We start from the raw sequence: 25852 nt of genomic DNA, 5'->3' as shown, positions 1-25852 counted from the left end.
ACCACAGCCCCGCGCAGCGGACCCCCGCCCGCCGCAGGCGACACGGCGAGGGCACCGCGAAGCGGGCCACAAACGGCGAGCAACCACCACGGCGGGAAAGCCGAAAACGTGGGAAGAAAAACCTACGCGTCGCGTAGGGATTGCCGCTGCCGCCCCAGCCCCTCGATCTCCAGCTCCACCACGTCACCGGCCCGCAGATACGGCTTGGGTTCCGGGTGGCCCATGGCGACGCCGGCCGGGGTGCCGGTGTTGATGATGTCGCCGGGGTGGAGGGTCATGAAGCGGCTTACGTAGCGGACCACTTCGGCGACGGGGAAGATCTGGTCGGCGGTGGTGCCGTCCTGCCGCAGCGTGCCGTTGACCCACAGTCGCAGGCCGAGGTTCTGCGGGTCGGGTACCTCGTCGGGGGTCACCAGCCAGGGGCCCAGGGGGTTGAACGTCTCGCAGTTCTTGCCCTTGTCCCACTGGCCGCCGCGTTCGATCTGGAAGGCGCGTTCGGAGACGTCGTGCGCCACGGTGTAGCCGGCCACCGCGGCCAGCGCCTCGGCGTCGGTCTCCAGGTAGCGGGCGGTCCGGCCGATGACGACGGCCAGCTCCACCTCCCAGTCGGTCTTCACGCTGCCGCGCGGGACCAGCACGGTGTCGTCGGGGCCGACGACGGTGTCCGGGGCCTTCATGAAGAGGATCGGCTCGTCGGGCGGCGTGGCCCCCGTCTCCCGGGCGTGGTCGTGGTAGTTCAGCCCGATGCAGACGATCTTGCCGATCCGGGCCAGCGGCGGGCCGGTGCGCAGCCCGGCCGTATCGAGCCGCGGCAGTTCGCCGGAGGCGGCGGCGGTACGGAGCCGCGTCAGCTTCTCCTCGTCGGCGAGCAGTGTTCCGTCGATGTCCGGCACCAGGGACGACAGGTCCCGCAGGACCCCGGTCCCGTCGAGCAGCGCCGGGCGTTCCGCCCCCACCGGTCCGACACGCAGCAGCTTCATCGGTTCAACTCCCGTGGTCGTAGGTCGGCCCGGAAGGGATCGTCCGGGCCGGCCGATGGGGGACGGCCATCGAGCGATTTGGCTGATCGTCCAAGAACGGGGTCCAGCCCGCAAGACCCCGTTCACGGACTGGACCGTTACCGAGAGGTAGTGCTGATCTGCTCGGAAGCCGGGTCGGCGGGCGGCGTGCCCGGGGCGGCGGACGGGCGGGAGCCGTTGCGGGAGGGGGCTCCGGCAGGGGAGTCGGCCCCGGCCCGGGAGCCGCCCCGCGCCTGCGAGTTGGCCCGTGCGCGGGCCGCCCGCTGACGCTCCGCGCGGCTCTTCGGCGCGCGCCGGTCCGCCCGCTGCGCTGCCGTACGCTGCCGCGCGGCACGCTCGCCCGGCGCCCCGTCAGCGGTCCCGGTCGCGGCCGTCGCCGCCGTGACCACCGGACCCGGGGCCTTGCGCCCAGCGGCGCCCGGCTTCCCGCCCGCCGGGCCGGTGCCGGCCTCCGCCGCCCCGCGGTCACGTCCCCGCGCCCGGTGCAGCAGCGCCCGCTCGCACGCCGTCCAGGTCGTCGTCGTGACCATGTACAGCCCGGCGGCCAGCGGCACCACCGCCACGGTGATCAGCGTGCCGAAGGACAGCAGCGGCATCACCTTGGCCATCGAGGCCATCCCGGGCACCGCGGCGCCGCCCGCGGCCGGCTGCGGGGTCTTCGCCATCGTGGCGCGGGCACGCCGGTAGTTCCAGGTGGCGACCGCCGCGACCAGCGCGAACAGGCCCAGGTAGACCAGCCCCTGCGGACCGAGGACACCGCCGTCGGCGAGCGCCTCGGTCCAGTGGCCGGCGAGCGGGGCGCCCAGCAGCGTGTGGTCCAGGAGGCCGCCGCTCCCGGTCGAGAACAGGTGGTACATCACGAAGAAGACGGGCAGTTGCAGCAGGGTCGGCAGACAGCCGGCGAGCGGCGAGGAGCCGGTCTCGGCGTAGAGGTCGGCCGTCGCCTTCTGCAGCCGCTCGGGGTTGCCCTTGTGCTTGCGCTGGAGTGCGGCGAGCTGTGGGGCGAGCGCCGTACGGGCCTTCTCACCGCGGGCCGCGGCGCGGGCGAGGGGGTGCAGTGCGCCGCGGACCCCCAGGGTGAACAGGACGATGGCGGCGGCCATGGCCGCGGTGCCGAAGAGCGGGGCGATCAACTCGGCGCCGTGCGCCAGCGCATCGCCGAGGAAGCCGAACATGGACATGGGTGAGCCCTCCACGGGTCTCGTCGTGCCGGGATGTGGATTCGGCGTGACGAGCCGCGCGGACGCGGGGAGACGGTACGGGGACCGGTGCGCCTACGCGGCCGTCGGGAGGGGACGGCCCGGTGCCCGGGGACGCGGGCGGCCGGCCGCGTCGGGATCGCGTTGTGGCAGGAACGCCGTGCGCCGCTCGCGGTCGCGGATGGCCGTACGGATACGGCCCGGTGGTACGGGCCGCGCGACGGCCGCGATCAGGAAGGCGCGGCACAGGAGCAGCAGCGCGGTGGTGGTCGCGACGGCGGTCAGGGCCGTGGTGAGACCGGTCTGGTTGAGCAGGAAGCCGGCGAGGACGAAGAGGAGCGCCGAGGTGTACAGGCGCCAGGAGTCGACGATGCGGTACATCCGGCGTCCTCCTCAGGTTGTCCGGTCGTCAAGACTTGTCGTCTTCCGCTCAAGAGTAGCCACAACTCTGGGCAGCCGCGGGGCCGGTGGGTAACTTGCCCTCCCTGCCGCCCGGGACGGCGGCGGACCAGGGGGACCAAGGGGGAACACCTAGGAGGTGCTGTGCGCGACATCAGCGTCCCGGCCCTGGCGGCTCCACTGCGGACCGGCGGTCTTGCCGACTCGGTCTTCGACACCGCCGCCCACCAGCCGGATTTCGCTCAGCTCGCCCGCCGCGACGACCAGACACCCGGCAGCTGGCAAGAGGTGTCGGCGGCGGAATTCCGCGACCAAGTCATGGCCCTGGCCAGGGGGCTGCTGGCGGACGGGATACGACCCGGCGCACGGGTCGCGCTGATGTCCCGTACGCGGTACGAGTGGACCTTGTTCAGCTATGCGGTGTGGGCGATCGGCGGGCAGCTCGTCCCGGTCTATCCGACCGCCTCGGCCGAGCAGCTGCGCGGCATCCTCGCCGGGGCGAAGGTCACCGCGGTCGTGGTGGAGAACGAGGCGCAGGCCATGACCGTGGCCGAGGCCTGCGACGAACGGGCCGCGCTGCGCCGGCTGTGGCAGCTGGACCTGGACTGCGTCCGGCGGCTGACCGAGGAGGGCACCCGGCTGACCGAAGCCGATGTGCACCGGCTGCGGCACGCGGTCGGCCCGGACGACATCGCGGCGATCGTCTACACCTCGGGGACCACCGGCCGTCCGCGCGGCTGCGTGATCACCCACGCCAATCTCGCCGCGGGCTGCGACACCCTCTACGCGGGCTGGGGCGGGCTGCTGGCCGCGCCCGGCGAACGCCCGTCGCTGCTGGCGTTCCTGCCGTTCGCGCACATCTACGGGCTGATGGTGCAGGTGGCGTGTCTGCGCGGCGGGGTGAAGCTCGCCCACCAGCCCGATGTGACCTCCGACGAACTGCTGCCGGCGCTGGCCTCGTTCCGCCCGACGTTCCTGTTCGCGGTGCCGTACGTCTTCGAGAAGATCTGCGCCCGCGCCCGGCAGGCCGCGGAACAGGCGGGCCGGCGGCGGACGTTCGACGCGGCGATGACGGTGGCGGTGCGCTATGCGGAGGCCCTCGCGGCACAGGCACAGGGCGGGCGCGGCCCCGACCCGTTCCTGCGGGCCCGGCACGCGCTCTACGACCGGCTGGTGTACTCCCGCATCCGGGAGCTGCTGGGCGGCAGGGTGCGGACCGCGGTCTCCGGCGGTTCACCGCTCTTCCGGGAGCTGGGGCTGCTGTTCTCCGGCGCCGGCATCACCGTCTACGACGGCTACGGCCTGACGGAGACCAGCGGCGCGATCACCGTGCAGCCGCCCGGCCGGGTGCGGTTCGGGACGGTGGGGCTGCCGCTGCCGGGCAGCGCGGTGCATCTGGCGCTGGACGGCGAGGTGTGGGTGCGGGGCGCGGTGGTGTTCGCCGGCTACCTCGACGAGGACGACGGGCCGGGCAGCGGGCTGTACGACGGCTGGCTGCCCACCGGCGACCTCGGGCACCTCGACGACGACGGCTATCTCGTCATCACCGGCCGCAAGAAGGACATCATCATCACCAGCAACGGCAAGAGCGTGGCCCCGCAGGGGCTGGAGCAGCGGCTGTGCGCCCATCCGCTGATCTCGCAGTGTGTGGTGGTCGGCGACAACCGGCCGTATGTGACCGCGCTGATCACGCTGGACCCGGAGGCCCTGGAGCACTGGCACAAGCTCCGCGAGGAGCCCGGCCGGGACAGCGGCGCGCCGACACCGGAGGAGCAGCTGGAGGCCGAGGTGCGGCGGGCGGTGTCGCGGGCGAACGCGTCGGTGTCCCGGGCCGAGTCGATCCGCGCGTTCCGGGTGCTGCCGGACGAGTTCAGCCAGGAAGCGGGGCTGGTGACGCCCTCGCTGAAGCTGCGGCGGGCGGCGATCGTACGGCGCTACGCGGCCGAGATCGAGGCCCTGTACGCCCAGGGGCGGCGCGAGGAGCCCGAGAGCCGGCAGGACCGGCGCAGATGGGCGGCGGAGAGCCTGTTCGCGCGCTGAGGACGCGCACGGGCCACCTCTGGACGGGCCCGGCCGGGCATACGGAAGCCGGCGCACGTCACCCGCATCCGGCCGGGCCCGCCCGCGGCACCGTAGCAGTGCCGCGGCGGGCCCGGCCGTTATTTGTCCAGGGGTGAGGACCCACGACTACGGGGCCGTCCCGGCGTTTAGCGTCCGGTGGCATTCCAGTACGGACGATCCTGGAGGCCCTGTGCGGTCCATCCTCAGCAATTCCGCAACATCCGGGCGGACCATCGCCACCGGACTGGTGGTCGCCGCGCTCGTGGCCACGCTCGCGGCGCTGCTGCTGCCCGTTCAGCTCTTCGGTGAGACCGCGTCCGCGGCGACCAACACGGTCACCTACGACGACGACGGCGGCGGCACGGTGAACACCCGTTACGGTCCGCTGACCGCGATGGACCGGGACTTCGTACGGAAGGTCAGACTGGCCGGCCTGTGGGAACTGCCCGCGGGCCGCCAGGCGCAGGAACGCGGGCAGACCGCGGCGGTCCGCAAGGCCGGCGCCATCCTCGTCGCCGGACACACCGAGCTGGACCGCAGGTCGATCGAGGCCGGGCGGGCGCTGGGCATCTCCCTGCCCAACCAGCCCAACACCGACCAGCAGGGCTGGCTGGCGCAGATGAACGCCGCCCAGGGCGACGACTTCGCCCCGACCTTCGCCGAGCTGCTGCGCCGCGCCCACGGCAAGGTCTTCGGCCTGGTGGCCCTGGTCCGCGACCAGACCAAGAACTCGATGGTGCGCTCCCTTGCGAACCGGGCCAACGACGTCGTCCTGCAGCACATCACGGCGCTGGAGAAGACCGGCGGCGTCGACTTCAACACCCTGCACAGCAGCTAGGCCACGGAGCCCCGCATGTCACGGCGGCGTCGCCGGCCCGGACGACGGCGGACACCCCCGCCCACGGCGGGGGACGCACCGCGCCCACCACCCCGCGAACCGGAAGACACGACACCCGCACCAACCGACACCCCTCACATCGGACGAAGCGAAGTGATCCCATGAGGCAACGGCAACAGGCCCATAAACGCTCGCGTTTGACGAACAGAATGCTGATCGGCGCCACCGCCCTGCTGCTCGGCGGCGGCGGTCTCGCCGCCTACGCCACCACGGCGCTGGCGGGCAGCAACGCCCCGGACGCGTCCACCGGCCATTCCCAGCGCACCGCGAGCGCCTTCACGCTCTCCTGCCCCGATGTGGGCGAACGGCTGCGCCAGGTGCCCCGCAGCGCCAAGCTCCCGGTCTCCAAGGGGCTGTCGTCGCTCGACAAGCAGGTGCACGACGCGTACCACTCGATGATGGGCGGCAGCGGCGACAACGTCCTCAGCGGGCTCAAGACGAAGCGGGAGCGGACCATCAGGATGATGGTCACCGCGATCGCCAAGGACGCCAAGCGGCCCGCCTACCTGCTCAAGATGAGCGGCTGCACCATGAAGCCCGTCAGCGAGGGCGCGGGCGAGGGCGGCAACGACTCCACGAAGTCCGTGCAGGACGGCTGGTACCAGGGCCAGACCCCGCAGAACCAGACGCAGGGGGAGACCCAGGGCCAGACCCAGGACCCCGGGCAGGTGCAGGGCCAGGACCCGGGCCAGGCGCAGGACGGCGGGCAGCAGCAGGGCCAGCCCGGCGGCCCGTCCCCCGACGACTTCGTCGACATCAACGACGTCCAGCCGAACGCGGACGCCCCGCCGTTCGCCGCTCCCAAGGGAGGCAACGCCTCCACCGGCACCTTCACCACCGAGTGCGGCCGCAATGAGGACGGCCACTTCAACTCCGACAACGTCATCGTGACCCCGGGCGTCAGCAACGGCGCCCACCACACCCACGACTACGTCGGCAACAAGGCCACCGACGCCTTCGCCGACGACAACAAGCTCGCCGCCTCCGACACCACCTGCAACAACGGCGACCAGTCCACCCACTACTGGCCGGTGCTGCGCAAACTGGACGGCAACGCGGAGCAGAAGCCGGGCGCCGCGCAGGACGCCAACGTCGGCACCACGCTGACCCCGGCGACGGTGACCCTGACCTTCCGGGGCAGCCAGGCCGGCCAGGTCCAGGCGATGCCGCGCTTCCTGAAGATCATCACCGGCGACGCCAAGGCGTTCACCAACGGCACCAAGAACGCCAACGCCTCCTGGAGCTGCACCGGCTTCGAGGACCGGCAGCTGAAGGACAAGTACCCGCTGTGCCCGGAGGGTTCGCAGGTCGTGCGCACCTTCGCGTTCCAGAACTGCTGGAACGGCCGGGACATCGACAGCGGCAACCACCGCGACCACATGGCGTTCTCCGACCAGAACGGCACCTGCCCGCAAGGCTTCCAGGCGGTCCCGCAGCTGGTCCAGCGGATCACCTACGACGTCCCGCAGGGCCAGAGCTTCGCGGTGGACAGCTTCCCCGAACAGCTCCACAAACCGGTGACCGACCACGGTGACTTCATCAACGTGATGCCGGACAACCTGATGAGCAAGGCGGTCGACTGCATCAACGGCGGCCGCGACTGCACCTGACGGAGCCGCCGGCAGCCCCTGGTGGCTTCCCTGATGGACCCTGGGGCCCCTTGGGGGTACGTCCCCTAAGGGGCCTGTGGGCCCCCTGGACCGGCCAACGCGGTGGGGGCGGGGGGAATTCCCGGGGGATGAGGAACGCGGCGCAGAGGCCCGTTCCGGGAGTCCGGGGCGGGAGGACGCAGTCGAGCCCGCTCCGGACTCCCGGAACGGGCCGCGCGACGGCCGGGGCCGGACTCCCGGGGCGGCAATGCGAAGGCACCGGCCCGGACTTCCCCGACGCGACGAAGCGGGTGGGCACACGCCGGGCTCACCGGACGGGAGGACGCAGTGCGCCCCAGGCGACCCGGACGGGAGGACGCAGTGGCCCCGCCACGGGCTCCCCGGGCAGGTCGGCGCAGTGGCTCCGGTCCGGGCTCCCCGGACCGGCGGACACCCCGGCGCCTCCACCCCGGCTCCCCCGGTTCCCCCGGCTTCCCCACCAGGACAACCCAATGGCCCCGACCCGGATTTCCCGGGCGGGGCCACTGGGGTGCGCCGTGGTGCCGGCGGAGTGCCGGCGGTGCGTCGCCGGACCGTACGGCGGTCAGCTCAAGGGGCGCGGTGGTTCATCCGTCGGCTTCCTCAAAGACCGTTGACGCGGGCCTCACGGGCCATGCCGAGCGGGCGTATGGAGGACGCGACGGCGCGGGCGCGGCGGCCGGCCCGTGCGCGGTAGCTGCGGACGTGGGCCATCAGACGCCGGCTGCGCAGCGCCATCTCCAGCTCGAAGCGGGTGCGCGGATCGCGCAGCACCGGCCCGAAGAGCTTCTCGATCTGCCGCAAGCGGTACCGGACCGTCTGGGGGTGCACATGCAGCAGTTTGGCCGCCTCGGGGGCGCCGCCGCCCTCCAGCCACGCCAGCAGCGTGACTTCGAGCCGTTCGCTCTGCCGGGGCGTCAGTTCCTCCAGTGGGCCGAGCCAGCGGGAGGTCAGGGCGTCCGCCAGCGACTCGTCCTGGAGCAGCAGCAGCGCCGACAGATGGTCGTCGACGAACGCGGGCCGCGACTCGGGGCCGACCCGGCTGGGGGCCAGCGTCAGCAGATACCGGGCCCACCGCAGCGAGGAGGCGGTGTCGGTGGCCGGCACCACGTGACCGACCGCCGCGGGGCGGCCCTTGAGCGCCGCCTCCAGGCGGGCCCGGGTCTGGGTGGCCGGGTCGGGCACGAACAGACAGGTGTAGCCCTCGACGTTGCCGATGAGGGCATGGCCCAGCGCCGCGGCGAGTTGGGCCGCCTCGGCGGGGGTCGCGAGAACGACGGCCTGGAGGGTGTCGGGCACCGGCCAGCCCGCCGCACGGGCCAGTTCGTGCAACCCCTCCTCGGGTACCTCTCGTTGGCCGGCGAGCACATCGAACAGGTCCTGTCGCGCCCGGGCCACGGGCATCGGTGTGACAACCGAGGGCACTGCCGGAGGTTTACTTTCCGACTCTTTTTGGTACCCCAGAACTGTCAGCAAGGCCTGTTCAAGTGCCCAATGTGCGTCTTCTACGGGAGTATCCCCGAGAAGTGCGGACAATGCGGGAAATCCGCGTTGCAACTCCGCGACCAACTTCTCGGCGAGATCCGGGAGTTCATTTCTCACTACCCGGTTCCACTCGCCGCGGGGACGCGACCAGATGCGGTTCAGGAGATCACACATCGCTACCTCGATCCTGGCGGGGATGCGGCTGGTACAGGGGATTGGCGCTTCCCCGTGCGCCTGAGTCGGCATCATCCGGAGTCCCCCCGCGCGACCGCGATGCCAGTGCAGGAATTTGTCACAGCGCGATAAACCTTACGAAAGCCTGAACGCGTTCGGAGATGCTTTTGCACATCCGGATTACGGCCCTGCGTATCCAGCCGGTTACAGAATGTTCAGTGTTACCGGGGGTCACCCGAACAAAAGCGACGGGCAAATAGCACCCCCGGGAGATTTCATAGAAATTCGCATCCCGCACCCGTGCCCCGACACCGGGAGGTCCGATGTCCGCACCGCGTCTGCAGAGCCGCCGCGCCGCACACCGCGCCCGGCCCTCGCCTTCTGTGCCCCGCCCCCGGCGCCCTCCGAACGAACCCGGCCCGCCGGACCGGCGGGCCCCCGGCGGCGGCTTCGCCGGAACCGCCGTACTCCGTCCGGCGCTTCCGGCCGCACTGCTGCTCTTCCTCGCCGTCACGCTGCACTCCGGCGCGGCGGACACCCTCATGCGCTTCCTGGACTTCGGCGCCGGAGTCCTCGCGCTGGTCTCGCTGTCGGTCACCGTGCTGTGGGGCCTGGCCGCCACCGACCGGATGGTGCTGCACTCGGGCCACCGGCTGCTCGCCCAGGCCGTGCACCGCGGCACCGCCGTCGCCGGCCTCGGCTTCCTCGGCCTGCACATCTGGGTGAAGATAGCCGAGGACCACACCAGCACCGCGGCCGCCGCGGTGCCGTTCACCGACGTTGCCCGCCCGGGGCTGATCGGCCTGGGCACGCTCGCCGCCTACACGTTCATCGCCGTCGCGGTGACCGGCGCGGTACGCGGCGCCTTCACCGGACTGACCGGAGCCCGCTGGTGGCGCGCGCTGCACATGTGCGCCTACCTCGCCTGGGGACTCGCCCTGGTGCACGGCCTCAAGTCCGGCCGTGCGGCGGCCGGCTGGGCCGTCGCCGGATATGCCATCTGCCTCACGGGGGTGGCCGTACGACTCGCCCTGCGGCTGCGCGACGCACGCAGGAACACAGGAGAACTCCCATGACCGCCCCCGCCCCCACCCAACTGCTGCCGGCCCTCGCCGAGGCGGAGCCCGTACCGACGCTGGCGTCCTTCGGACCGCCGCGGCTGCTGGCCGGCCTCGACGAGATACCCCGGATGGACCGGGTGGCCCACCTGTCCCGGCACGGCAGCCTCCCCCAGCTCACCTCCCAGGAGCTGGTGGCGCTGGCCGAGGACATCGATCTGCGCGGCCGCGGCGGTGCGGGCTTCCCCTTCGCCCGCAAGCTGACGGCCGTCCTCGACGGGATGCAGCGCGCGGACGGCAAGGGCGCGGTGGTCGTCAACGGCAGCGAGGGCGAGCCCAGTTGCCTCAAGGACACCGCGCTGCTGCTGCACGCCCCGCATCTGGTGCTGGACGGCGCGCTGCTGGCCGCCGACGCGCTCGGCGCCCAGGAGGTCGCTCTGGGGGTGACCCGTACGGACGTCCTGACCTCCGTGCAGCGCGCCATCGACGAACGCGGCCCGGTCCGGCCGGCTTTACGGGTCACCCTCCTCACCGAGCGGTTCGTCACCGGTGAGGGCTCCGCCATGACGAACGGGCTGGGCGGCGGCCCCGGCCTGCCCTCGGGCCGCAAGATCCGCTCCAGCGAGCGCGGCCTGAACGGTGTGCCGACCCTGCTGTCGAACACCGAGACCTACGCCCAACTGGCCGTGGCCGCCCGCCTCGGCGCGCTCGGCTACCGCACCACCGGCCTGCCCACCGAGCCCGGCACCCTGCTGCTGACCGTCGCCGGCAACCGGGTCGTGGAGGTCCCCTACGGCGTCTCGCTGGCCCGGGTGCTGGCACTGTGCGGCATGGACCAGGGGCAGGGCGTGCTGATCGGCGGCTACCACGGCACCTTCATCTCCCCGGCGGACGCGCTGACCGCGAACCTGTCGAAGGAGTCGCTGGCCGAGTACAACGCGGTACTCGGCGCCGGGGCGGTGCTGCCGATCCCGTACGACACCTGTCCCGCGGGGGAGACGGTGCGCGTGGCGCAGTGGATGGCCGCCGAGTCCGCCGGCCAGTGCGGGCCCTGTGTGCTCGGCCTGCCCGCGCTCGCCGACCAGCTCGACCGCGCCGTACGGGGCGGCGGGGAGAGCGCCCTGGAGGCCGTACAGGCGCGTATGCGGGCCGTGGAGAAGCGCGGCGCGTGCAGCCACCCGGACGGCACCGCACGCTTCGTCGCGTCGGCGCTCCGGTCCTTCCCGGAGGAATTCGAGCGCCATGCGCAGGGGTTCGGCTGCGGCCGCCCGGTGACCGGGGCCCTGCCGGTCACGGGGAATCCGCCGCTGGCCGTCACCGCCCCCGCCCCCGCCCCGGAGCGGGCGCCCGCGCCGCCGCAGGAACGGCTGCTGGTCGACTGGACGCTGTGCCGCGGCCACGGCCTGTGCGCCGACGTCGTGCCCGGCGTCGTGAAGCTCGGCGCGGACGGCTATCCGCAGTCCGCCAGCATGCCGCTGCCGGCCCGGATGCGGCGCCGCGCCCAGCTCGCGGTGCGCCGCTGCCCCGCGCTCGCAATGCGGGTACAGGGCGGCAACTGACGTACCACGCAGGGCTTTTGCGCCCGGAGAAAATTCTTCGGTGCCGTTGAACGCCCGGCCCCCCGCAGCGCGTATTCCCCGGGCGACGGCACCCCGCCGGCGCCCGGTCGGGAGCGGAGCGGGCGCCCGGACGGGCAACTCGGTCACCACCTCAGCAAGCCACGGAACCACCCATCGGCAGAGGAGACATCATGATCAATCGACGTCGTGCGGCGCTCGCGGCCGCCGCGGTCGCCACCCTGGCACTGACCACCGCCTGCGGCAGCAGCGGCACCCAGAGCGCCCCCGGCACCACCAGCGCGGACAACGTCCAGCCCGCCGGCCAGGGCACCAACGCCTACGGCTCCTCCGGCGGTTCGGGCGACAACGGCTACGGCGGCCAGGCGGGCGGCACCGAGGCGGGCGGCAAGGCCCCCAAGGCCGCGCCCGCCGCCGGAAAGCTGAAACTGAACCAGGACGCCAAGATCGGCACGATCGTGACCGACGCCAAGGGCATGACCCTCTACCGCTTCGACAAGGACACCCCGGACCCCGCCAAGTCCAACTGCAACGGGTCCTGCGCCACCACCTGGCCCCCGGTCCCCGCCAACGGCGCCAACGCCCCGGCCGGTATCGACAAGAGCAAGCTGGGCTCGGTCACCCGCGCCGACGGCGTCAAGCAGCTCACCATCGGCGGCTGGCCCGCCTACCGCTACATCAAGGACACCCAGGCCGGTGACACCAAGGGCCAGGGCGTCGGCGGCACCTGGAACGCGCTGGCCCCCGACGGCAAGAAGGCCGGCACCCAGGAGCCCTCGGACGTCTCGGTGTTCAACCACCCCGACCTCGGCGGCATCCTCGTCGACGGCAAGGGCCGCACCCTCTACCGCTTCAACAAGGACAGCGCCTGGCCGATGAAGTTCGGCTGCAACGACGCCTGTCTGGACACCTGGAAGCCCGCCAAGCCCGCCGACCGCTCCAAGCTCAAGGGCATCGCCCCCAAGCTCATCTCCACCGTCACCCGCCCCGACGGCACCCGTCAGCTGGCCGTCGACTGCTGGCCGGTCTACTGGTTCACCGGCGACGAGCAGCCCGGGGACATCAACGGCCAGGGCAAGATGGGCCTGTGGTTCGCGGTCTCCAAGGAGGGCAAGAAGGTCACGACGACACCGGAGGGCTGACCGGACCGCCCCGCGACGGCACCCCGTCGCACGGGAACTCGTCCTCCAGCGCCAGCACCTCGGCGTCCGCCCGCGCGTCCGCGGCGCGCGGCCCCAGCCAGGTGACCAGGAGCGCCACCGCCACATTCACGGCGAGCCCGACGAGCCCCGCGTTCATCCCCCACACCGGGTCGTGTCCCCCGAAGACCAGGACACAGACCAGCGTGAAGCCCGCCACCAGGCCGCTCACCGCGGCGTGCAGCGTCAGCCGCCGCCACACCAGCCCCAGCAGCAGCATCGGCACGAGCTGCGCCATGCCCTCGTACGAGATCAGGGACAGCCGGACGAGGGTCTCGGGGGCGGTGTAGGTCAGCAGCAGCGCCAGCGCCCCGGCCACCACCACGACCAGCTGCGACCACAGCTTCTGGCGACCGCCGGTCCCCCCTCCCCCGTCCGCGGGGGCCGCCCCGGCCGCGCCCTTGTTGAGACGAGGGATCGCGCCCAGCACGCTCCTCCCCCACATCGTGCCGATGACCAGCATGAACACGGCCATCGGCACGATGGAGGAGAGGGCGGCGGCCACCCCGACCAACCCCACGGCCCAGGCCGGAAGGGAGTCCACCACCATCTTGAACAGCGCCAGATCGGAGTCCGCGCCGGCCAGGCCGGGCACCACGAACAGCGCCGCCATCCCCAGCAGCATCGGCACGAACAGCAACACGTTGTAGAACGGGAGGCAGAGGGCGTTGCGGCGCAGCGCCTCCGCGTTGCGGGCGCCGAGATAGCCGGCCACGGTCGTCGGGAAGATGACCACGGTCAGGGAGTTGACGAGGGTGGTGGTGACGAACCACACCTGGCCCAGTCCGCCCGAGGCGTGCCCGGGGAACGTCAGCCACTGCGGCTTCTCGGCGACGATCCGGTCCAGGAAGGGCCCGTAGCCGCCGAAGTAGTGCAGCGGCACATAGACCGCGAGGAAGCCGAGGGTGCCGATGACGAGGACGTCCTTGAGCACCGAGACCCAGGCGCTGCCACGCAGCCCGCTGATCACCACGAAGCCGGTGGTGACCGCGAAGCCCAGGAAATAGGCCCAGTTGATGCTGATGGCGCCGTAGGAGAGGGTCGAGACGACCACGCCCATGCCGGTGATCTGGAGCTGGATGTAGGGCAGCAGACAGACCGTGGCGAGCAGGGCGACGGCGGCGCCGAGCCAGGGCGCGCGGTAGCGGTGCGCGATCATGTCGGTGATCCCGACCAGTCCGTGCCGGCGGGCGTAGGCCCACAGCATCGGCCCGACGACGTACCCCAGTGCATAGCCGCATGACATGTAGGCCAGGACGTAGAGCACCGGGGCACCGAACCGGTAGCCCCAGCCGGCCGCGCCGAGATAGCTGAAGCTCGTATAGCTCTCACCGGCCATCAGCACCCAGATGAAGACGGTGCCCAGGCTGCGGCCGCCCACCGACCACTCCGCGAGCCCCGCGGGCCTCCCCCGTTCCGTGCGCTTCCCCCGCACCGCGAGCAGGCCGAGGACGACGGTGAGCACCATGAAGCCGCCGAAGACGGCGGTGGAGACGGCGGCGTTCATATCCGACTCCGCGCCCGGTCGCCGCGCCGGGCCAGCCACACCGCGAGCGGCGTGGCCAGCGTCGCCAGCAGCATCCAGAAGAACAGGAACGGCAGCCCGAGCACGGTCGGGGTGACCCGGTTCACCAGCGGCAGCACCACCAGGAACAGCACATACGGCAGCAGCAGCCACAGCAGCGCGGGACGCCTTCTCGAACCCGGGGGCCGGTCACCGGAGGTCTGATTTCGCACGAGTCGAGAGCCTAGGGCGTTGCGCAGGGTCGCCGGGCCGCGCTCACCGGGACTGTGTCGACCGCAACACGGCCCAGACCACCAGCCGGTAGGTGGAGGTGTACTCCGGCGTACAGGTCGTCAGGGTCAGGTAGGAGCCGGGGGCGGTGAAGCGGTAGGCGGGGTGCACGGCGCTGTACGGGACCGCGGCGAGGACCGTGCCGTCGCCGGGGGTGGTCCGGGGCAGGGTGCGCCGCACGGTGTAGGTGTAGCGGGCCTCGGCGGTGTCGACGAGGACGGTGTCGCCGGGGCGCAGCCGGCCGAGGCGGCGGAACGGCTCGCCGTGGGTGTTGCGGTGCCCGGCCAGCGCGGCGTTGCCGGCCCGGCCGGGCTGCGCGCTGTGCGGATAGTGGCCGACGTAGCCCCGGTTGAGGACCGCGGACTTGCCGACCCCTTCGGCGACGGGGGCGGTGAGCCCGATCCGGGGGATGCGCAGGACGGCGTAGGCGCGGTTCTCCGGGGGCGCCGGTGTCCGGCTCCCGGCGCGGTGGGCGGGCGGGCCGGACGGCGGGGTGCTCGGGGCGGTCCGCGCGCCCGTGCGGGCGTCCCCGGGCGCCGGGTCCGGGCCGGGCGCCGGCGGCCGGGCGTCCCACTGCCGCTCCAGCCGGCCCACCTGGTCCCGCGCCGCGTCCTGCGCCTGACGGTTCGTCCACCACAGCTGGTGGACGACGAGCAGCAGCAGGACGGCGCCGAGCGTCACCGCCAGCTCCGCCCCCGTCCACAGCGCCCGCACGGCACCGGAGCGGCGGGGGCGCCGCCCCTGCACGACTACCGGTATCCGCTCCCGCACGCGGGCACGGTAAGCCCTGCGGGCGCAGGTCTCCAGAGGCGTGCGGGCACCGTCCGGCCGGTCGGGGTCAGCCGCCGAAGGCCTGCGAGACGGCGTAGATGCACAGCCCGGCCAGGGCGCCGACGACGGTGCCGTTGATGCGGATGAACTGGAGGTCCCGGCCGATGTGCGCCTCGATCTTCTTCGAGGTGTGCTCGGCGTCCCAGCCCGCGACGGTGTCGCTGATCAGGGAGGTGATCTCGCTCTGGTAGGTCGTCACCACATAGACGGCCGCGCCCTCCAGCCAGCCGTCCACCTTGGCCTGCAGCCGCTCCTCGCCGGCCAGCCGCCGGCCCAGGGACAGCAGCGCCGCCCGTACCCGCAGCCGGAGTTCGCTGCGCTCGTCCTCGGCGGCGGCGACGATCAGCGCGCGGATCGAGCCCCAGGCCGAGGCGATCAGATCCTGCACCTCGGCGCGCCCCAGCACCTCGGACTTCAGCCGCTCGACCTTGGCCCGGGTGCCGGGGTCGGACTGCAGATCGTCGGCGAAGTCCCGCAGGAAGCGGTCGATCGCGCCGCGCGCCGGATGCTCGGGCATGTCCCGCATCTCGGTGACGAAGCGCAGCAACTCCTTGTAGACCCGGTCGCCCACCTTGCGGTCGACGAACCGCGGGGTCCACCCCGGTGCGCCGCCGGAGACCGCGCTCATGACGGAATCGCCGTGCAGGACCAGCCAGTCGTGGGCGCGGGCGACGAGCAGATCCACCACCCGGCGGTGGCCGCCCTCCGCGACGACCTTGTCCAGCAGGGTGCCGAGCCCCGGCGCGATCTCCTGGGCGTCCGCGCGGCGGGTGATGGCCTCACCGACCACCGCCTGCACATCGGAGTCGCGCAGCACGGTCAGCGCGCCGCGCAGCGCGGTGGACAGCTCGGCGGTGACCCGGTCGGCGTTCCTGGGCTCGGCGAGCCAGCCGCCGAGCCGCCGGCCGACGCCGACGGAGCGCAGCCGGCGGCGGACGACCTCGGCGGAGAGGAAGTTCTCCCCGACGAAATCACCCAGACTCTGCCCCAGTTGGTCCTTTTTGGTGGGAATGATCGCGGTGTGCGGAATCGGCAGCCCCATCGGCCGCTTGAACAGCGCGGTGACCGCGAACCAGTCGGCCAGCGCACCGACCATCCCGGCCTCCGCCGCCGCCGCGACATATCCCGTCCAGCCACCCGCCCCGGCGGATCCGGCCCATTTCGCCAGGACATAGACCACGGCGACGGCCAGCAGCAGGCCCGTGGCCAGCGCCTTCATCCGGCGCACCGCGCGCCGGCGCTCCTCGTCGGCGACACCGGCGGCGAACCCGCCCGGCACCGGCCCGGCCGCCACCGGCGCCCGCTCCGTCTTCGGCGCCGTGTCCGCTCCTGTGCGTTCCATCCGCTCCACCGCTCCCACCGTGCCCCCGCCGTTCCTACGGCCTATCCTGCTCCGCACGTCGGCCACCGTCAGGCCGTCATCCCACTGTGACCTACTCCTGGAACGAACCACGAGTTCCCCGCGTCCATGACGTGGAGGCATCGAGCGGGGCGCCGGGCGGCGCTCCCGAGGTCCGTGGGATCATGAAGGACCGATCGGACCGCAACGGTGCCGCTGATCATCCGCTGCCCTTGCCCGCCCGGAGCGTGCTGCTCCGCTTTACCCAGGAGACCCCTCCCGCATGAAGAAAAGTGTGGGTTACTCCCTGCTCGCCGGTCTGGCAGCAGTGGTGGTGCTGATCTCGACCGCGATATTCGTCGGCTTCGGCGGCGAGAGCGGCGGTCCGGGCAGCTCCCCGCACAAGCCCCGCGACCCCGCGGCCCCCGCGGTCTCCGGCCAGTGGGTCGGTACCTGGTCGGCGGCCGCCGCGGCGGCCGAGCCCGGCACCCTGAACGGCTACGCGGGGATGTCGATCCGCAACGTCGTGCACACCAGCGTCGGCGGCTCCGGCGTCCGCATCCAGCTGTCCAACCTCTACGGCACCCGCCCGCTGGTGGTCAGCCATGCCTCGCTGGCGCTGGCCGCGGCCCCCAGCAACCCCACCGCCGCCAGCGGCACCATGCGCCGGCTGTCGTTCGGCGGGAAGCCCGCGGTGACCATCCCGGCGGGCGGCGCGGTCACCAGCGACCCGACCCGGCTGAAGGTGCCCGGCGACGCGGACCTGCTGGTCACCACCTACTCGCCGTCCCCCTCGGGCCCCGCCACCTACCACCCGTACGCCCGGCAGACGTCCTACCTGGCGCGCGGCGACCGGGCCGAGGACGCCACCGGCGCCGCCTACACCGAGCAGAGCCCGTACTGGCGGTACCTGACCGGCGTGGACGTCTGGAGCACCCAGGCCCGCGGCTCGGTCGTCGCGATCGGCGACTCGATCACCGACGGCATCACCTCCACCGCCGGCGCCAACCACCGCTGGACGGACTTCCTCGCGGCCAGGCTGCGCAACGAGCCCGGCGCGCCCCGCTACGGCGTCCTCAACCAGGGCATCAGCGGCAACCGGCTGCTGGTCAACGGCAGCAAGTTCTCCCCGAACAACGGGCCCAGCGTGCTGTCCCGGCTGGAGCGCGACGCGCTGTCCCGTACCGGGGTGAAGGCGGTGATCGTCGAGATCGGGCTGAACGACCTGTTCAAGACCCCGCGCCAGCTCGACCCGGAGAAGATCGTCGCCGGTATGCGGCAGATCGTCCGCGAGGCACACGGCCGCGGACTGCGCGTCACCGGCAGCACCCTTACGCCGTTCGGTGGCCACCGCGGCTACTCCGACCAGCTGAATTCGGTACGGGAGCAGGTCAACCGGATCATTCGCTCCGGCACCGTCTACGACGAGGTCGTGGACTTCGACAAGGCCCTCCGCGACCCCACGGCACCGGTACGGCTGCGCCCCTCCTACGACTCCGGCGACCACCTCCACCCGAGCGACGAGGGCTTCCGCGCCATGGCCAACGCCGTCAACCTCACCCACCTCAAGCAGTCGGCCCCGGCCGCGCTGTAACCCTGACGGAGCAGCCCGGGGCCTGTCTAGTCCAGCTCCCTCCGCCGTTCCTCCTTGAGGCGGCGGCGTTCCTCCTTCTGGCGGCGGCGCTCGGCGCGGGGGAGTTTGCGTTCGACGCCGACACCGCCCATCAGGGCCAGGCCCTTGACGATGAGGCGGGGCGCGCCGGGTTCGAGCGGGGTCTCGTCCTCGCGGGCATCGAAGCCGCCCATGATGCCGATTCCGCGCATCTCGACCTCGACGCCGGGCGGCACCACGATGTTCACCCCGCCCATGAGCGCCCAGCAGGTGATGACGATCTCCGGGCCGGCGAACTGCGCCTCGCGCAGGTCCATTTCGCCGCCGCCCATGAAGCAGACCGCCGTGAAGCGACGGCCGATCGTCCAGCGGCCCTTGCGCTGGAAGCCGCCCAGGATGCCGATGCCCGCCGTGGAACCGTCCGTGCCGCTGACGATCCGCTCCGACCAGGCCGCCGTCGCCCCGCTCTCCTTGCGCAGTGACAGGGGCGCCGGGGCCTGCGCGGCGGCCGGCAGGTCGGCGGTGAGCGGCTCCAACTCCCCGTACGTGCGGGCCCGGTACGCCGCGTCGAGCCGCTCGTCGAACTCCTCCATCGCCAGCCGCCCCTCCGCCAGGGCGTCCCGCAGGATCTCGGCGACCCGCTCACGGTCGGTGTCGGAAGCGCGCAAATCCGGGAGGTCTTCAGCCATACCGACAGATTAGAGGGCGTCGCCCGTATTGCGGCCGCTCCCGGCGACATCCCGCCGGGCCCCGCCGCCCGCGTACAGCTCGGCGATCAGGGTCTCGATGTCCGGCTCCCGCACCGACAGGTCCACCAGCGGACAGCGGGCGGCGACCGCCGCGACCAGCGGCGCCGCACTCTGCGACGCCGGGAACGCCAGCCACTGCCGGGGCCCCTCCACCCGGACCGTACGGGCGCCCGGTACCCCCTCGATCGGCGGCAGTTCCCGCGCCAGGTCCACCACCAGCGTCCGCTCGCCCTCGCCGGCCGCCCGCAGCCCGTCGAGGCCGCCGTCGTAGACCGAGTGACCGTGGTCGATGACGATCACCCGGCGGCACAGCTGCTCGATATCGGTCAGGTCATGGGTGGTCAGCAGGACCGTGGTGCCCCGCTCGGCGTTCACCTCGCGCAGGAACTCCCGGACCTTCGCCTTGCTGATGACGTCCAGCCCGATGGTGGGCTCGTCCAGGTACAGCACCTCCGGGTCGTGCAGCAGCGCCGCCGCGATGTCGCCGCGCATCCGCTGGCCCAGCGACAGCTGCCGTACCGGCACGGCCAGCAGCGGCCCCAGGTCCAGCAGTTCGACACAGCGCTCCAGATTGGCGCGGTAGGCGGCGTCCGGGACCCGGTACATCCGCCGCACCAGCTCGTAGGAGTCCCGCAGCGGCAGGTCCCACCACAGCGTGGTGCGCTGCCCGAAGACCACCCCGATCCGGCGGGCCAGCCGGGTCCGCTCCCGCGCCGGGTCGATGCCGGCGACCCGGAGCCGGCCGCCGCTGGGCACGAGGATGCCCGTCAGCATCTTGATCGTGGTGGACTTCCCGGCGCCGTTCGGCCCGATGCAGCCGACCATCTCGCCGCGCGGCACCCGGAAGGAGAGACCGTCGACGGCCCGGACCTCCCGGCGCACCCGCCGCAGCCGGCCCGCCCGGCGCCGTACCGAGAAGACCTTCTCGACCCCGTCGACCTCGATCAGCTGTTCCGCAGCGGCTCCACCGCTCATCACGCCCACTCCTCTCCCGTTCCGGCCGTGTCCCGTACGCGTCGTGCCCGCCGCCCGCCCCATGAGGCGCCGTCAGCTGCCCGTGCTCCGGTAGGCCCGCAGCCCCGTCCGCCACGCCAGCCCCGCCCCGGAACACATCAGCGCCGCCACCACCGGCCCCAGGAAGTCCACCCAGCCCGGCAGCCCCAGCGGGTCGGGGCGGCCCAGCAGCCGCAGCGCGGGCAGCCAGTTCACGAAGGCCAGCGGCACGAGGTAGGTGACCCCGCGCACCAGCTCCTTGGCGAACACCGTCGGCGGGTACTGGAGCAGCGCATTGCCGCCGTAGGTGAAGGAGTTCTGCACCTGGGCCGCGTCCTGCGCCCAGAACTGGAAGGCGGCCCCGGCGGTGAAGACCGCCGCGAAGATGGCCGTACCGCACACCGCCATCAGCGGCACCATCAGTACCCGGCCCGCCGTCCAGTCCACCTCGACCCGGGGCAGCGCCCAGCCGAGCACCAGCAGCGCCTGGGTGATCCGGCCCACCCGCCGCAGCGCGAACCGGTCCGCCGCGATCTGCGCGAAGACCGGTACGGGGCGCAGCAGCAGGGTGTCGAGGGTGCCGTCCCGGATCCGCAGGCCCAGCCCCTCGATGCTGCCCAGCAGCAGGTCCGCCAGGCCCAGCGCGATCCCGGACGTCCCGTACAGGAAGGCCACTTCGGGCAGCGAGAAGCCGCCGAGCGCGTCGATCTGCGAGAACATCAGCATGATCGCGACAAAGTCCAGCGCGTTCGCCGCGAAGCTGCCGACCGCCATCATCACGAACGAGGCCCGGTAGGCCAGGGTGGCCCGCACCCACATCCGTACGATCAGCCCGTACGCGGCCAGCCCCTGCACCACCGCCCGGCCGCGCCCGGACCGCACCGCCGTCCGTGCTCTAGCCACCGTGCACCACCACCTTGCGGGTCGCCGCCGACTGCACCAGCCGGCCCAGCGCCAGCAGCGCCGCCGCCCACACCGCCTGGAAGACCAGCCCCCGCACCAGCCCGTCCCCGGTGCGGACACCCATCAGCACATCGGCCGGCACCTGCAGGACCGCCGCCCACGGCAGCAGCTGGACGGCCTCCCCGAAGCCGCCGGGGAAGACCCGCAGCGGCAGCACCATCCCCGTGAAGAACATCCCGGCCAGCCCGCTGATCATGGCCAGCCCCGACCCGTCGAGCAGCCAGAACGACGCCAGCGCGACGAGGTACCGCAGCGCGAAACTCACCAGCACCCCGAACAGCACCGACAGCAGAAAGCAGCCCCAGGTCAGCGCGTCGCCGGGCAGCGCCAGCGGGAAGGCCAGCGCGCCCACCGCCAGCGGCACGGCCCCGCGGCCGATCAGCTGCAGCCCGGCCCGCCCCAGATCCGCGGCCAGCCACCACAGCTGGAGATCGGCGGGCCGGTGGAGGTCCACCGCGATGTCGCCGCTGCGAATCCGCTCCTGGAGCTCGTCCAGCACACCGCCGCCCATCATGGCCGCGGTGGCCAGCAGCGCCTGCCCGGTCCACACGAACGTCAGCGCCTGCGCCTGGTCGTAGCCGCCCAGATGCGGCCGCTCGTGCCACAGCGCGAGGTAGGTGGAGGCGATGATGAAGCCGAAGACGGTATTGGTGAACACCCCCGCCGCGGTGGCGATCCGATAGGTGGCGTACCGCCGGAAGCTGCCGGCCGCCACCGCCGCGTACACCACGCCGCGTTCCCCCCAGCCCCGTTGTCGCCGGACGCGCGAAAACCGCTCTCTCCGGGCGCACCGGCCCGATCTCGCCGGTTGCGCAAAACACCGGAGCCTAGGTCCCGGGCACGACGGGCACCATCGAATTATCACCGTTTCGGGTGAGCCGTGGGCGCCATTCAGCCGGTCAGGTGGCGGTCCGCGGTGCGCGCCACCCCCGCTGACCGGGACGCATGATGCGAGAGTTTGCCCACGGGCGGCAGTTGCTCTTCCGGCGTACCGCGCGCAACCCCGACACGCATCCGCCGCCGCGGTACAACCCCCGGCGGCGGCCGAGGAGTCCATACCGACATGAGCGGACAACGCACGGGCTGGCGCCGTGTCCTCCCCACCTGGCGCGCGGTGCTGGGCACCGTGCTGCTGTTCCTGCTGCTCATCGTCGGCGGAATGATCGCCGGCTATCTGCTCGTCGGCATCCCGCCGGCCAACAGCGCCGCCAAGGCCCAGAGCAACGTCTACCTCTACTCCGACGGCTCCGAGCTGGCCCACGACGGCGAGGTCAACCGGCAGAACGTCACCCTCAGCCGGATTCCGAAGGCCGTCCAGCAGGCCGTACTCGCCGCCGAGGACCGCGACTTCTACTCCGAGTCCGCGGTCGACCCCGCCGCGATGGTCCGGGCCGCCTGGAACACCCTGACCGGCAAGGGCAAGCAGTCCGGCTCCACCATCACCCAGCAGTACGTGAAGAACTACTACCTCGGCCAGGAACAGACCCTGACCCGCAAGGCCAAGGAGTTCTTCATCGCCATCAAGCTGGACCGCGAGGTGAGCAAGGACAACATCCTGGAGGGCTACCTCAACTCCAGCTACTACGGCCGCAATGCCTACGGCATCCAGGCCGCCGCCCGGTCCTACTACGGCCGCGACGCGGAAGCGCTGACCACCGCCCAGGGCGCCTACCTCGCCTCGCTGCTCAACGCCCCCAGCGCCTTCGACCTCACCGCCCATCCCGAGAACCGGGCGCGGGTACTGGCGCGTTGGAACTACGTGCTGGACGGCATGGTCACCAAGAAGTGGCTCGACCCCGGCGAGCGGGCCGCGCTGGAATTCCCCGCGACCCGGCCCGCCAAGCCGTCCCCCGGCCTCTCCGGCCAGCGCGGCTACCTCGTCGAGGCGGTCAAGAACTACCTCACCGGCCACCACGTCCTCGACGAGGACACCCTGCGCGGCGGCGGCTACCGCATCACCACCACCATCAGCAAGAAGCGCCAGAACGCCTTCGTCAAAGCGGTCAACACCCGGGTGATGGACCGGCTCGACGACTCCCGGGAGGTGGACCGCTCCGTCCGGGCCGGCGGCGCCTCCATCGACCCCGCGACCGGCCGGGTCGTCGCCCTCTACGGCGGGATCGACTACGCCAAGCAGTACGTCAACGGCGCCACCCGCAGCGACTACCAGGTCGGCTCCACCTTCAAGCCGCTCGTCTTCGCCTCCGCCGTACAGCACCGCTCCACCACCCAGGACGGCGACCGGATCACCCCGAACACCGTCTACGACGGCACCAACAAGCGGATGACGGTCCGTCACGGCCGCCCCACCGGCTTCGCGCCCGCCAACGAGGACGACCGCTCCTACGGCCCGATCACCGTCACCGAGGCCACCGACAAGTCCGTCAACGCCGTCTACGCGCAGATGGGCATCGACGTCGGCCCCGCCAAGGTCAAGGCCACCGCCGTCGCCCTGGGCATCCCCGCCGACACCCCCAGCCTCGCCTCCTCCCAGGGCGCCGTCTCGCTGGGCACCGCCACCCCCAGCGTGCTGAGCATGACCCAGGCCTACGCCACCCTCGCCGGCCACGGCACCCACCGCCCCTACACCCTGGTCGACAAGGTCACCAAGGACGACGAGGAAGTCGAGCTGCCGGAGCGCGAGGAGACCGCCGCGGTGCCCAGGACGGCCGCCGACACCACCACCTCGATCCTGCGGGGCGTCGTCGACGGCGGCACCGGCACCGCCGCCCAGGGCGCCGGGCGGCCCGCGGCCGGCAAGACGGGCACCGCCGAAGAGGACAAGGCCGCCTGGTTCGCGGGCTACACGCCCGAACTCGCCACCGTGGTCGCCGTACTGGGCCAGAACCCGGAGACCGCCGCACAGGAGCCGCTGTACGGCGCGGGCGGCCTGTCGCGGGTCAACGGCGGCGACTACCCCGCCCAGATCTGGGCCGACTACACCGCGGCCGCGCTGAACGGGCGCCCGGTCCGCGACTTCGACCTGCGGCTGGAGGAGGGCGCCGAGCCGTCGTCGCCCGAGCCGTCGGGCAGCGACTCGCTGTCGCCCAGCGCCTCGGGCAGCCCGTCCGACGGCCCGAGCGACGCGCCCACCGGCCCGCTCCCGCCCACCGCGGCACCCACCCGGCCGACCGCCGAACCGCCCACCCCCACTCTCCCGTCCGTGCCCGCGCCGAGCACCCCGCCCACCGACGACTTCCCCACGGTGCAGCCGCAGAGCGAGGACCTGGAGCGGCAGCTGTGGCGATGGGACGGATAGCGGCGCGCGGCCGTGATCGGCGCACTCGTTGACGGGGACCGGCACTCCGGCCGTCCGGCCGTCCGGCCGTCCGCCCTCCGTCAGTGCCCCGACGTCGCCTTGAGCCCGACCACCGCCACGAGCAGCAGCACGATGAAGAAGATCCGGGCCGTGGTGGCCGGCTCGCCGAGCACCGTCATGCCGAGCACCGCCGCCCCGGCCGCCCCGATGCCGACCCACACGCCGTAGGCGGTACCGATCGGCAGGGTCCGGGCCGCGTACGAGAGCAGCAGCATGCTGGCAACGATGCCCGCGCCGGTGAACACACTGGGCCACAGCCGGGTGAAACCGTCGGTGAACTTCATCCCGACCGACCAGCCGACCTCCAGCAGACCGGCGACCAACAGCAGCATCCAGGCCATGACGGCACCTCCGCGAAACGTGCTTCAACAGGGGTGCGTCGTCTTGTCCTGACCCGGTACGGCGCGTCTCGTCGGGTGTGTCCCGAGGCTAGCAAAGGGCAGCGAAACGGGCGGTGACCCCGGTCACCGCCCGCGAGACCCCCCTACGGGAACGGTCAACGACTTACGGACAGGGCTACAGGTACAGCCCGGTCGAGTCCTCCGCGCCCTCCAGCCGCTCCGCGGCCACCGCATGCAGATCGCGCTCCCGCATCAGCACGTACGCCACGCCGCGCACCTCGACCTCGGCCCGGTCCTCCGGGTCGTACAGCACCCGGTCCCCGACCTCCACGGTCCGCACGTTCTGCCCGACGGCGACCACCTCGGCCCAGGCCAGGCGGCGGCCGACCGCAGCGGTCGCGGGAATGACGATGCCCCCGGTCGAGCGGCGCTCGCCCTCGGGGATGTCCGTCCGGACCAGCACACGGTCGTGCAGCATCCGGATCGGCAGCTTGTCGTGGGTGTCCTTGGCGTTATTCGGGCTCACGGCACGACCGTACCTGCCCGGCGACGCCCGGCACGCACCGCGGGCCGCGCCGGGGCCCGGGAACCCTAGCGGCGCCGCTTGGCGCGCAGCGTCAGCAGGCCCACCACGGCCACGCCGATCATCGCCACCGGAATGATCCGCTCCAGCCGCGGCACTCCGTCCTCCGACACCAGCTGCGCCCGGACGTCCGTCACCGCGCGGTTGGCGGCCACATAGGCCCGCCCCGCCGTACGGTCGACGGCCGCCGCGGCCTTCGCCTTCGCGTCATCCATGATCGTCTTCGGGTGCAGCCGCACACCGATCTCGTCGAGCGTGACGGCGAGCTCCTGCCGCCTGCGGACGATGTCCGCCTCGATCTGCGCCGGGGTCCTGGCCTCCGCCACCGCGCTGCCTCCGTCGTCTCGTGCCGTTGCGTACGGGACCGGGCACGAGGCCCCGTACGGAACCGGCCACACCACTGACTGCCGATTCGTCATGGACAGTCTGTCAGCTCGGCCCCCCACACGCCCCACAGCACCCCCGTTTCGCGCCCCCGAGGCGGCCCCGGCACCGCGCCACACCCCGGCTGGCTAATGTCGGGGGCGTACAGGTCCACCTAAGGAGTCTCAATGATGAAATCAAGCCGCTTGCGTGACCGGCGGGGCGGAGGTGAAGATCCGTCCGTCACGCAAGAGTGCCCACAGCACG

Annotated in this window: 23 protein-coding genes and 1 riboswitch; of the genes, 8 read left to right on the top strand and 15 right to left on the bottom strand. The window is 72.5% G+C overall.

All coding sequences use genetic code 11. The features are described 5' to 3' along the window. Nucleotides 1–122 precede the first annotated feature (122 nt). From ACFW5B_RS33855 to ACFW5B_RS33845, 3 genes are all read right to left on the bottom strand, one after another. Entirely contained in the window at nucleotides 123–980 is an 858-nt protein-coding gene (locus ACFW5B_RS33855) for a fumarylacetoacetate hydrolase family protein (RefSeq protein WP_386448452.1), read from the bottom strand. A gap of 137 nt (nucleotides 981–1117) precedes the next feature. Beyond that, nucleotides 1118–2200: a membrane protein insertase YidC gene (gene yidC / locus ACFW5B_RS33850; RefSeq protein ID WP_386448449.1), complete on the bottom strand. Its 1083-nt coding sequence runs from the start codon at nucleotides 2198–2200 to the stop codon at nucleotides 1118–1120. A 93-nt stretch (nucleotides 2201–2293) separates the two neighbouring features. Next, nucleotides 2294–2599: a DUF6412 domain-containing protein gene (locus tag ACFW5B_RS33845; protein WP_386448446.1), complete on the bottom strand. Its 306-nt coding sequence runs from the start codon at nucleotides 2597–2599 to the stop codon at nucleotides 2294–2296. A gap of 162 nt (nucleotides 2600–2761) precedes the next feature. Here ACFW5B_RS33845 and ACFW5B_RS33840 point away from each other — a divergent pair, with 162 nt between their 5' ends. The 3 genes from ACFW5B_RS33840 (at nucleotide 2762) to ACFW5B_RS33830 (ending at nucleotide 7186) form a co-directional block, all read left to right on the top strand. Next, the gene (locus tag ACFW5B_RS33840; RefSeq protein WP_386448443.1) at nucleotides 2762–4657 is read left to right on the top strand and encodes an AMP-dependent synthetase/ligase; all 1896 of its coding nucleotides are present in this window, start codon (nucleotides 2762–2764) and stop codon (nucleotides 4655–4657) included. Nucleotides 4658–4868: 211 nt separating this feature from the next. Then, entirely contained in the window at nucleotides 4869–5516 is a 648-nt protein-coding gene (locus ACFW5B_RS33835) for a DUF4142 domain-containing protein (RefSeq protein WP_386448441.1), read from the top strand. A gap of 209 nt (nucleotides 5517–5725) precedes the next feature. Continuing rightward, nucleotides 5726–7186 (top strand): DUF1996 domain-containing protein, encoded by a 1461-nt coding sequence (locus ACFW5B_RS33830; RefSeq protein ID WP_386448459.1) that lies wholly within the window; start codon nucleotides 5726–5728, stop codon nucleotides 7184–7186. Between the two features lie 621 nt (nucleotides 7187–7807). Here ACFW5B_RS33830 and ACFW5B_RS33825 read toward each other — a convergent pair. Then, the gene (locus ACFW5B_RS33825; protein ID WP_362605116.1) at nucleotides 7808–8608 is read right to left on the bottom strand and encodes a helix-turn-helix domain-containing protein; all 801 of its coding nucleotides are present in this window, start codon (nucleotides 8606–8608) and stop codon (nucleotides 7808–7810) included. Nucleotides 8609–9186: 578 nt separating this feature from the next. Between ACFW5B_RS33825 and ACFW5B_RS33820 the strand changes: the two genes are divergently transcribed. The 3 genes from ACFW5B_RS33820 (at nucleotide 9187) to ACFW5B_RS33810 (ending at nucleotide 12640) form a co-directional block, all read left to right on the top strand. Then, a complete protein-coding gene (locus ACFW5B_RS33820; protein ID WP_386448438.1) occupies nucleotides 9187–9939 on the top strand; it encodes a hypothetical protein in 753 nt (250 codons plus the stop codon). After that, on the top strand, nucleotides 9936–11480 hold the full coding sequence (locus ACFW5B_RS33815) for an NADH-ubiquinone oxidoreductase-F iron-sulfur binding region domain-containing protein (protein ID WP_386448435.1): 1545 nt from the start codon (nucleotides 9936–9938) through the stop codon (nucleotides 11478–11480). The genes ACFW5B_RS33820 and ACFW5B_RS33815 overlap by 4 nt, the downstream gene beginning before the upstream one ends. A 191-nt stretch (nucleotides 11481–11671) precedes the next feature. Then, the gene (locus tag ACFW5B_RS33810) at nucleotides 11672–12640 is read left to right on the top strand and encodes an SCO0930 family lipoprotein (RefSeq protein ID WP_386448432.1); all 969 of its coding nucleotides are present in this window, start codon (nucleotides 11672–11674) and stop codon (nucleotides 12638–12640) included. On the opposite strand, the gene ACFW5B_RS33805 is transcribed toward ACFW5B_RS33810, so the two are convergent. From ACFW5B_RS33805 to ACFW5B_RS33790, 4 genes are all read right to left on the bottom strand, one after another. Next, on the bottom strand, nucleotides 12618–14204 hold the full coding sequence (locus tag ACFW5B_RS33805; protein WP_386448429.1) for a sodium:solute symporter: 1587 nt from the start codon (nucleotides 14202–14204) through the stop codon (nucleotides 12618–12620). The genes ACFW5B_RS33810 and ACFW5B_RS33805 overlap by 23 nt on opposite strands. Next, nucleotides 14201–14434 (bottom strand): DUF3311 domain-containing protein, encoded by a 234-nt coding sequence (locus ACFW5B_RS33800; RefSeq protein ID WP_386448426.1) that lies wholly within the window; start codon nucleotides 14432–14434, stop codon nucleotides 14201–14203. The genes ACFW5B_RS33805 and ACFW5B_RS33800 overlap by 4 nt, the downstream gene beginning before the upstream one ends. A 43-nt stretch (nucleotides 14435–14477) precedes the next feature. Continuing rightward, nucleotides 14478–15263, bottom strand: coding sequence for a class E sortase (locus ACFW5B_RS33795; protein WP_386448423.1), 786 nt, complete (start codon nucleotides 15261–15263; stop codon nucleotides 14478–14480). A 67-nt stretch (nucleotides 15264–15330) separates the two neighbouring features. Next, nucleotides 15331–16665, bottom strand: a complete 1335-nt coding sequence (locus ACFW5B_RS33790; protein WP_386448420.1) for a DUF445 domain-containing protein — start codon at nucleotides 16663–16665, stop codon at nucleotides 15331–15333. Nucleotides 16666–16945: 280 nt separating this feature from the next. Here ACFW5B_RS33790 and ACFW5B_RS33785 point away from each other — a divergent pair, with 280 nt between their 5' ends. Beyond that, a complete protein-coding gene (locus tag ACFW5B_RS33785) occupies nucleotides 16946–18256 on the top strand; it encodes an SGNH/GDSL hydrolase family protein (protein ID WP_386448417.1) in 1311 nt (436 codons plus the stop codon). 26 nt (nucleotides 18257–18282) lie between these two features. On the opposite strand, the gene ACFW5B_RS33780 is transcribed toward ACFW5B_RS33785, so the two are convergent. The 4 genes from ACFW5B_RS33780 to ACFW5B_RS33765 form a co-directional block, all read right to left on the bottom strand. Next, nucleotides 18283–18963 carry a DUF1707 domain-containing protein gene (locus tag ACFW5B_RS33780; RefSeq protein WP_386448414.1) on the bottom strand — a complete coding sequence of 227 codons (681 nt, stop codon included), beginning with the start codon at nucleotides 18961–18963 and terminating at the stop codon, nucleotides 18283–18285. A 9-nt stretch (nucleotides 18964–18972) separates the two neighbouring features. After that, nucleotides 18973–19998 (bottom strand): ATP-binding cassette domain-containing protein, encoded by a 1026-nt coding sequence (locus ACFW5B_RS33775; protein ID WP_386448411.1) that lies wholly within the window; start codon nucleotides 19996–19998, stop codon nucleotides 18973–18975. 72 nt (nucleotides 19999–20070) lie between these two features. After that, complete coding sequence (locus ACFW5B_RS33770; RefSeq protein WP_386448456.1) at nucleotides 20071–20835, bottom strand: ABC transporter permease; 765 nt, start codon at nucleotides 20833–20835, stop codon at nucleotides 20071–20073. Nucleotides 20836–20911: 76 nt separating this feature from the next. Next, nucleotides 20912–21709 carry an ABC transporter permease gene (locus ACFW5B_RS33765; protein ID WP_386448408.1) on the bottom strand — a complete coding sequence of 266 codons (798 nt, stop codon included), beginning with the start codon at nucleotides 21707–21709 and terminating at the stop codon, nucleotides 20912–20914. A gap of 333 nt (nucleotides 21710–22042) precedes the next feature. Between ACFW5B_RS33765 and ACFW5B_RS33760 the strand changes: the two genes are divergently transcribed. Beyond that, nucleotides 22043–24238, top strand: a complete 2196-nt coding sequence (locus ACFW5B_RS33760; RefSeq protein ID WP_386448405.1) for a transglycosylase domain-containing protein — start codon at nucleotides 22043–22045, stop codon at nucleotides 24236–24238. 80 nt (nucleotides 24239–24318) lie between these two features. Here the strand turns inward: ACFW5B_RS33760 and ACFW5B_RS33755 are convergent, their stop codons facing one another. The 3 genes from ACFW5B_RS33755 to ACFW5B_RS33745 form a co-directional block, all read right to left on the bottom strand. Then, entirely contained in the window at nucleotides 24319–24639 is a 321-nt protein-coding gene (locus ACFW5B_RS33755; protein ID WP_386448402.1) for a DMT family transporter, read from the bottom strand. A 32-nt stretch (nucleotides 24640–24671) separates the two neighbouring features. Beyond that, a riboswitch (guanidine-III (ykkC-III) riboswitch) is annotated at nucleotides 24672–24744 on the bottom strand. A 70-nt stretch (nucleotides 24745–24814) separates the two neighbouring features. Beyond that, a complete protein-coding gene (locus tag ACFW5B_RS33750) occupies nucleotides 24815–25117 on the bottom strand; it encodes a co-chaperone GroES (protein WP_042155576.1) in 303 nt (100 codons plus the stop codon). Nucleotides 25118–25230: 113 nt separating this feature from the next. Next, nucleotides 25231–25548 (bottom strand): DUF3618 domain-containing protein, encoded by a 318-nt coding sequence (locus tag ACFW5B_RS33745; RefSeq protein WP_386448399.1) that lies wholly within the window; start codon nucleotides 25546–25548, stop codon nucleotides 25231–25233. Nucleotides 25549–25852 lie beyond the last annotated feature (304 nt).

Source organism: Streptomyces sp. NPDC058773 (assembly GCF_042746015.1).
Classification (GTDB): Bacteria; Actinomycetota; Actinomycetes; order Streptomycetales; family Streptomycetaceae; genus Streptomyces.
This window is presented reverse-complemented; position numbering and strand designations above follow the sequence as displayed.

What these genes read in the sequence shown, in the direction of transcription:
- ACFW5B_RS33855 (WP_386448452.1), bottom strand. Translation starts at nt 980, where the DNA reads ATGAAGCTGCTGCGTGTCGGACCGGTGGGGGCGGAACGCCCGGCGCTG.
- yidC (WP_386448449.1), bottom strand. Translation starts at nt 2,200, where the DNA reads ATGTCCATGTTCGGCTTCCTCGGCGATGCGCTGGCGCACGGCGCCGAG.
- ACFW5B_RS33845 (WP_386448446.1), bottom strand. Translation starts at nt 2,599, where the DNA reads ATGTACCGCATCGTCGACTCCTGGCGCCTGTACACCTCGGCGCTCCTC.
- ACFW5B_RS33830 (WP_386448459.1), top strand. Translation starts at nt 5,726, where the DNA reads ATGCTGATCGGCGCCACCGCCCTGCTGCTCGGCGGCGGCGGTCTCGCC.
- ACFW5B_RS33825 (WP_362605116.1), bottom strand. Translation starts at nt 8,608, where the DNA reads ATGCCCGTGGCCCGGGCGCGACAGGACCTGTTCGATGTGCTCGCCGGC.
- ACFW5B_RS33820 (WP_386448438.1), top strand. Translation starts at nt 9,187, where the DNA reads ATGTCCGCACCGCGTCTGCAGAGCCGCCGCGCCGCACACCGCGCCCGG.
- ACFW5B_RS33815 (WP_386448435.1), top strand. Translation starts at nt 9,936, where the DNA reads ATGACCGCCCCCGCCCCCACCCAACTGCTGCCGGCCCTCGCCGAGGCG.
- ACFW5B_RS33810 (WP_386448432.1), top strand. Translation starts at nt 11,672, where the DNA reads ATGATCAATCGACGTCGTGCGGCGCTCGCGGCCGCCGCGGTCGCCACC.
- ACFW5B_RS33805 (WP_386448429.1), bottom strand. Translation starts at nt 14,204, where the DNA reads ATGAACGCCGCCGTCTCCACCGCCGTCTTCGGCGGCTTCATGGTGCTC.
- ACFW5B_RS33790 (WP_386448420.1), bottom strand. Translation starts at nt 16,665, where the DNA reads ATGGAACGCACAGGAGCGGACACGGCGCCGAAGACGGAGCGGGCGCCG.
- ACFW5B_RS33785 (WP_386448417.1), top strand. Translation starts at nt 16,946, where the DNA reads ATGAAGAAAAGTGTGGGTTACTCCCTGCTCGCCGGTCTGGCAGCAGTG.
- ACFW5B_RS33780 (WP_386448414.1), bottom strand. Translation starts at nt 18,963, where the DNA reads ATGGCTGAAGACCTCCCGGATTTGCGCGCTTCCGACACCGACCGTGAG.
- ACFW5B_RS33775 (WP_386448411.1), bottom strand. Translation starts at nt 19,998, where the DNA reads ATGAGCGGTGGAGCCGCTGCGGAACAGCTGATCGAGGTCGACGGGGTC.
- ACFW5B_RS33770 (WP_386448456.1), bottom strand. Translation starts at nt 20,835, where the DNA reads ATGTGGGTGCGGGCCACCCTGGCCTACCGGGCCTCGTTCGTGATGATG.
- ACFW5B_RS33760 (WP_386448405.1), top strand. Translation starts at nt 22,043, where the DNA reads ATGAGCGGACAACGCACGGGCTGGCGCCGTGTCCTCCCCACCTGGCGC.
- ACFW5B_RS33755 (WP_386448402.1), bottom strand. Translation starts at nt 24,639, where the DNA reads ATGGCCTGGATGCTGCTGTTGGTCGCCGGTCTGCTGGAGGTCGGCTGG.
- ACFW5B_RS33750 (WP_042155576.1), bottom strand. Translation starts at nt 25,117, where the DNA reads ATGCTGCACGACCGTGTGCTGGTCCGGACGGACATCCCCGAGGGCGAG.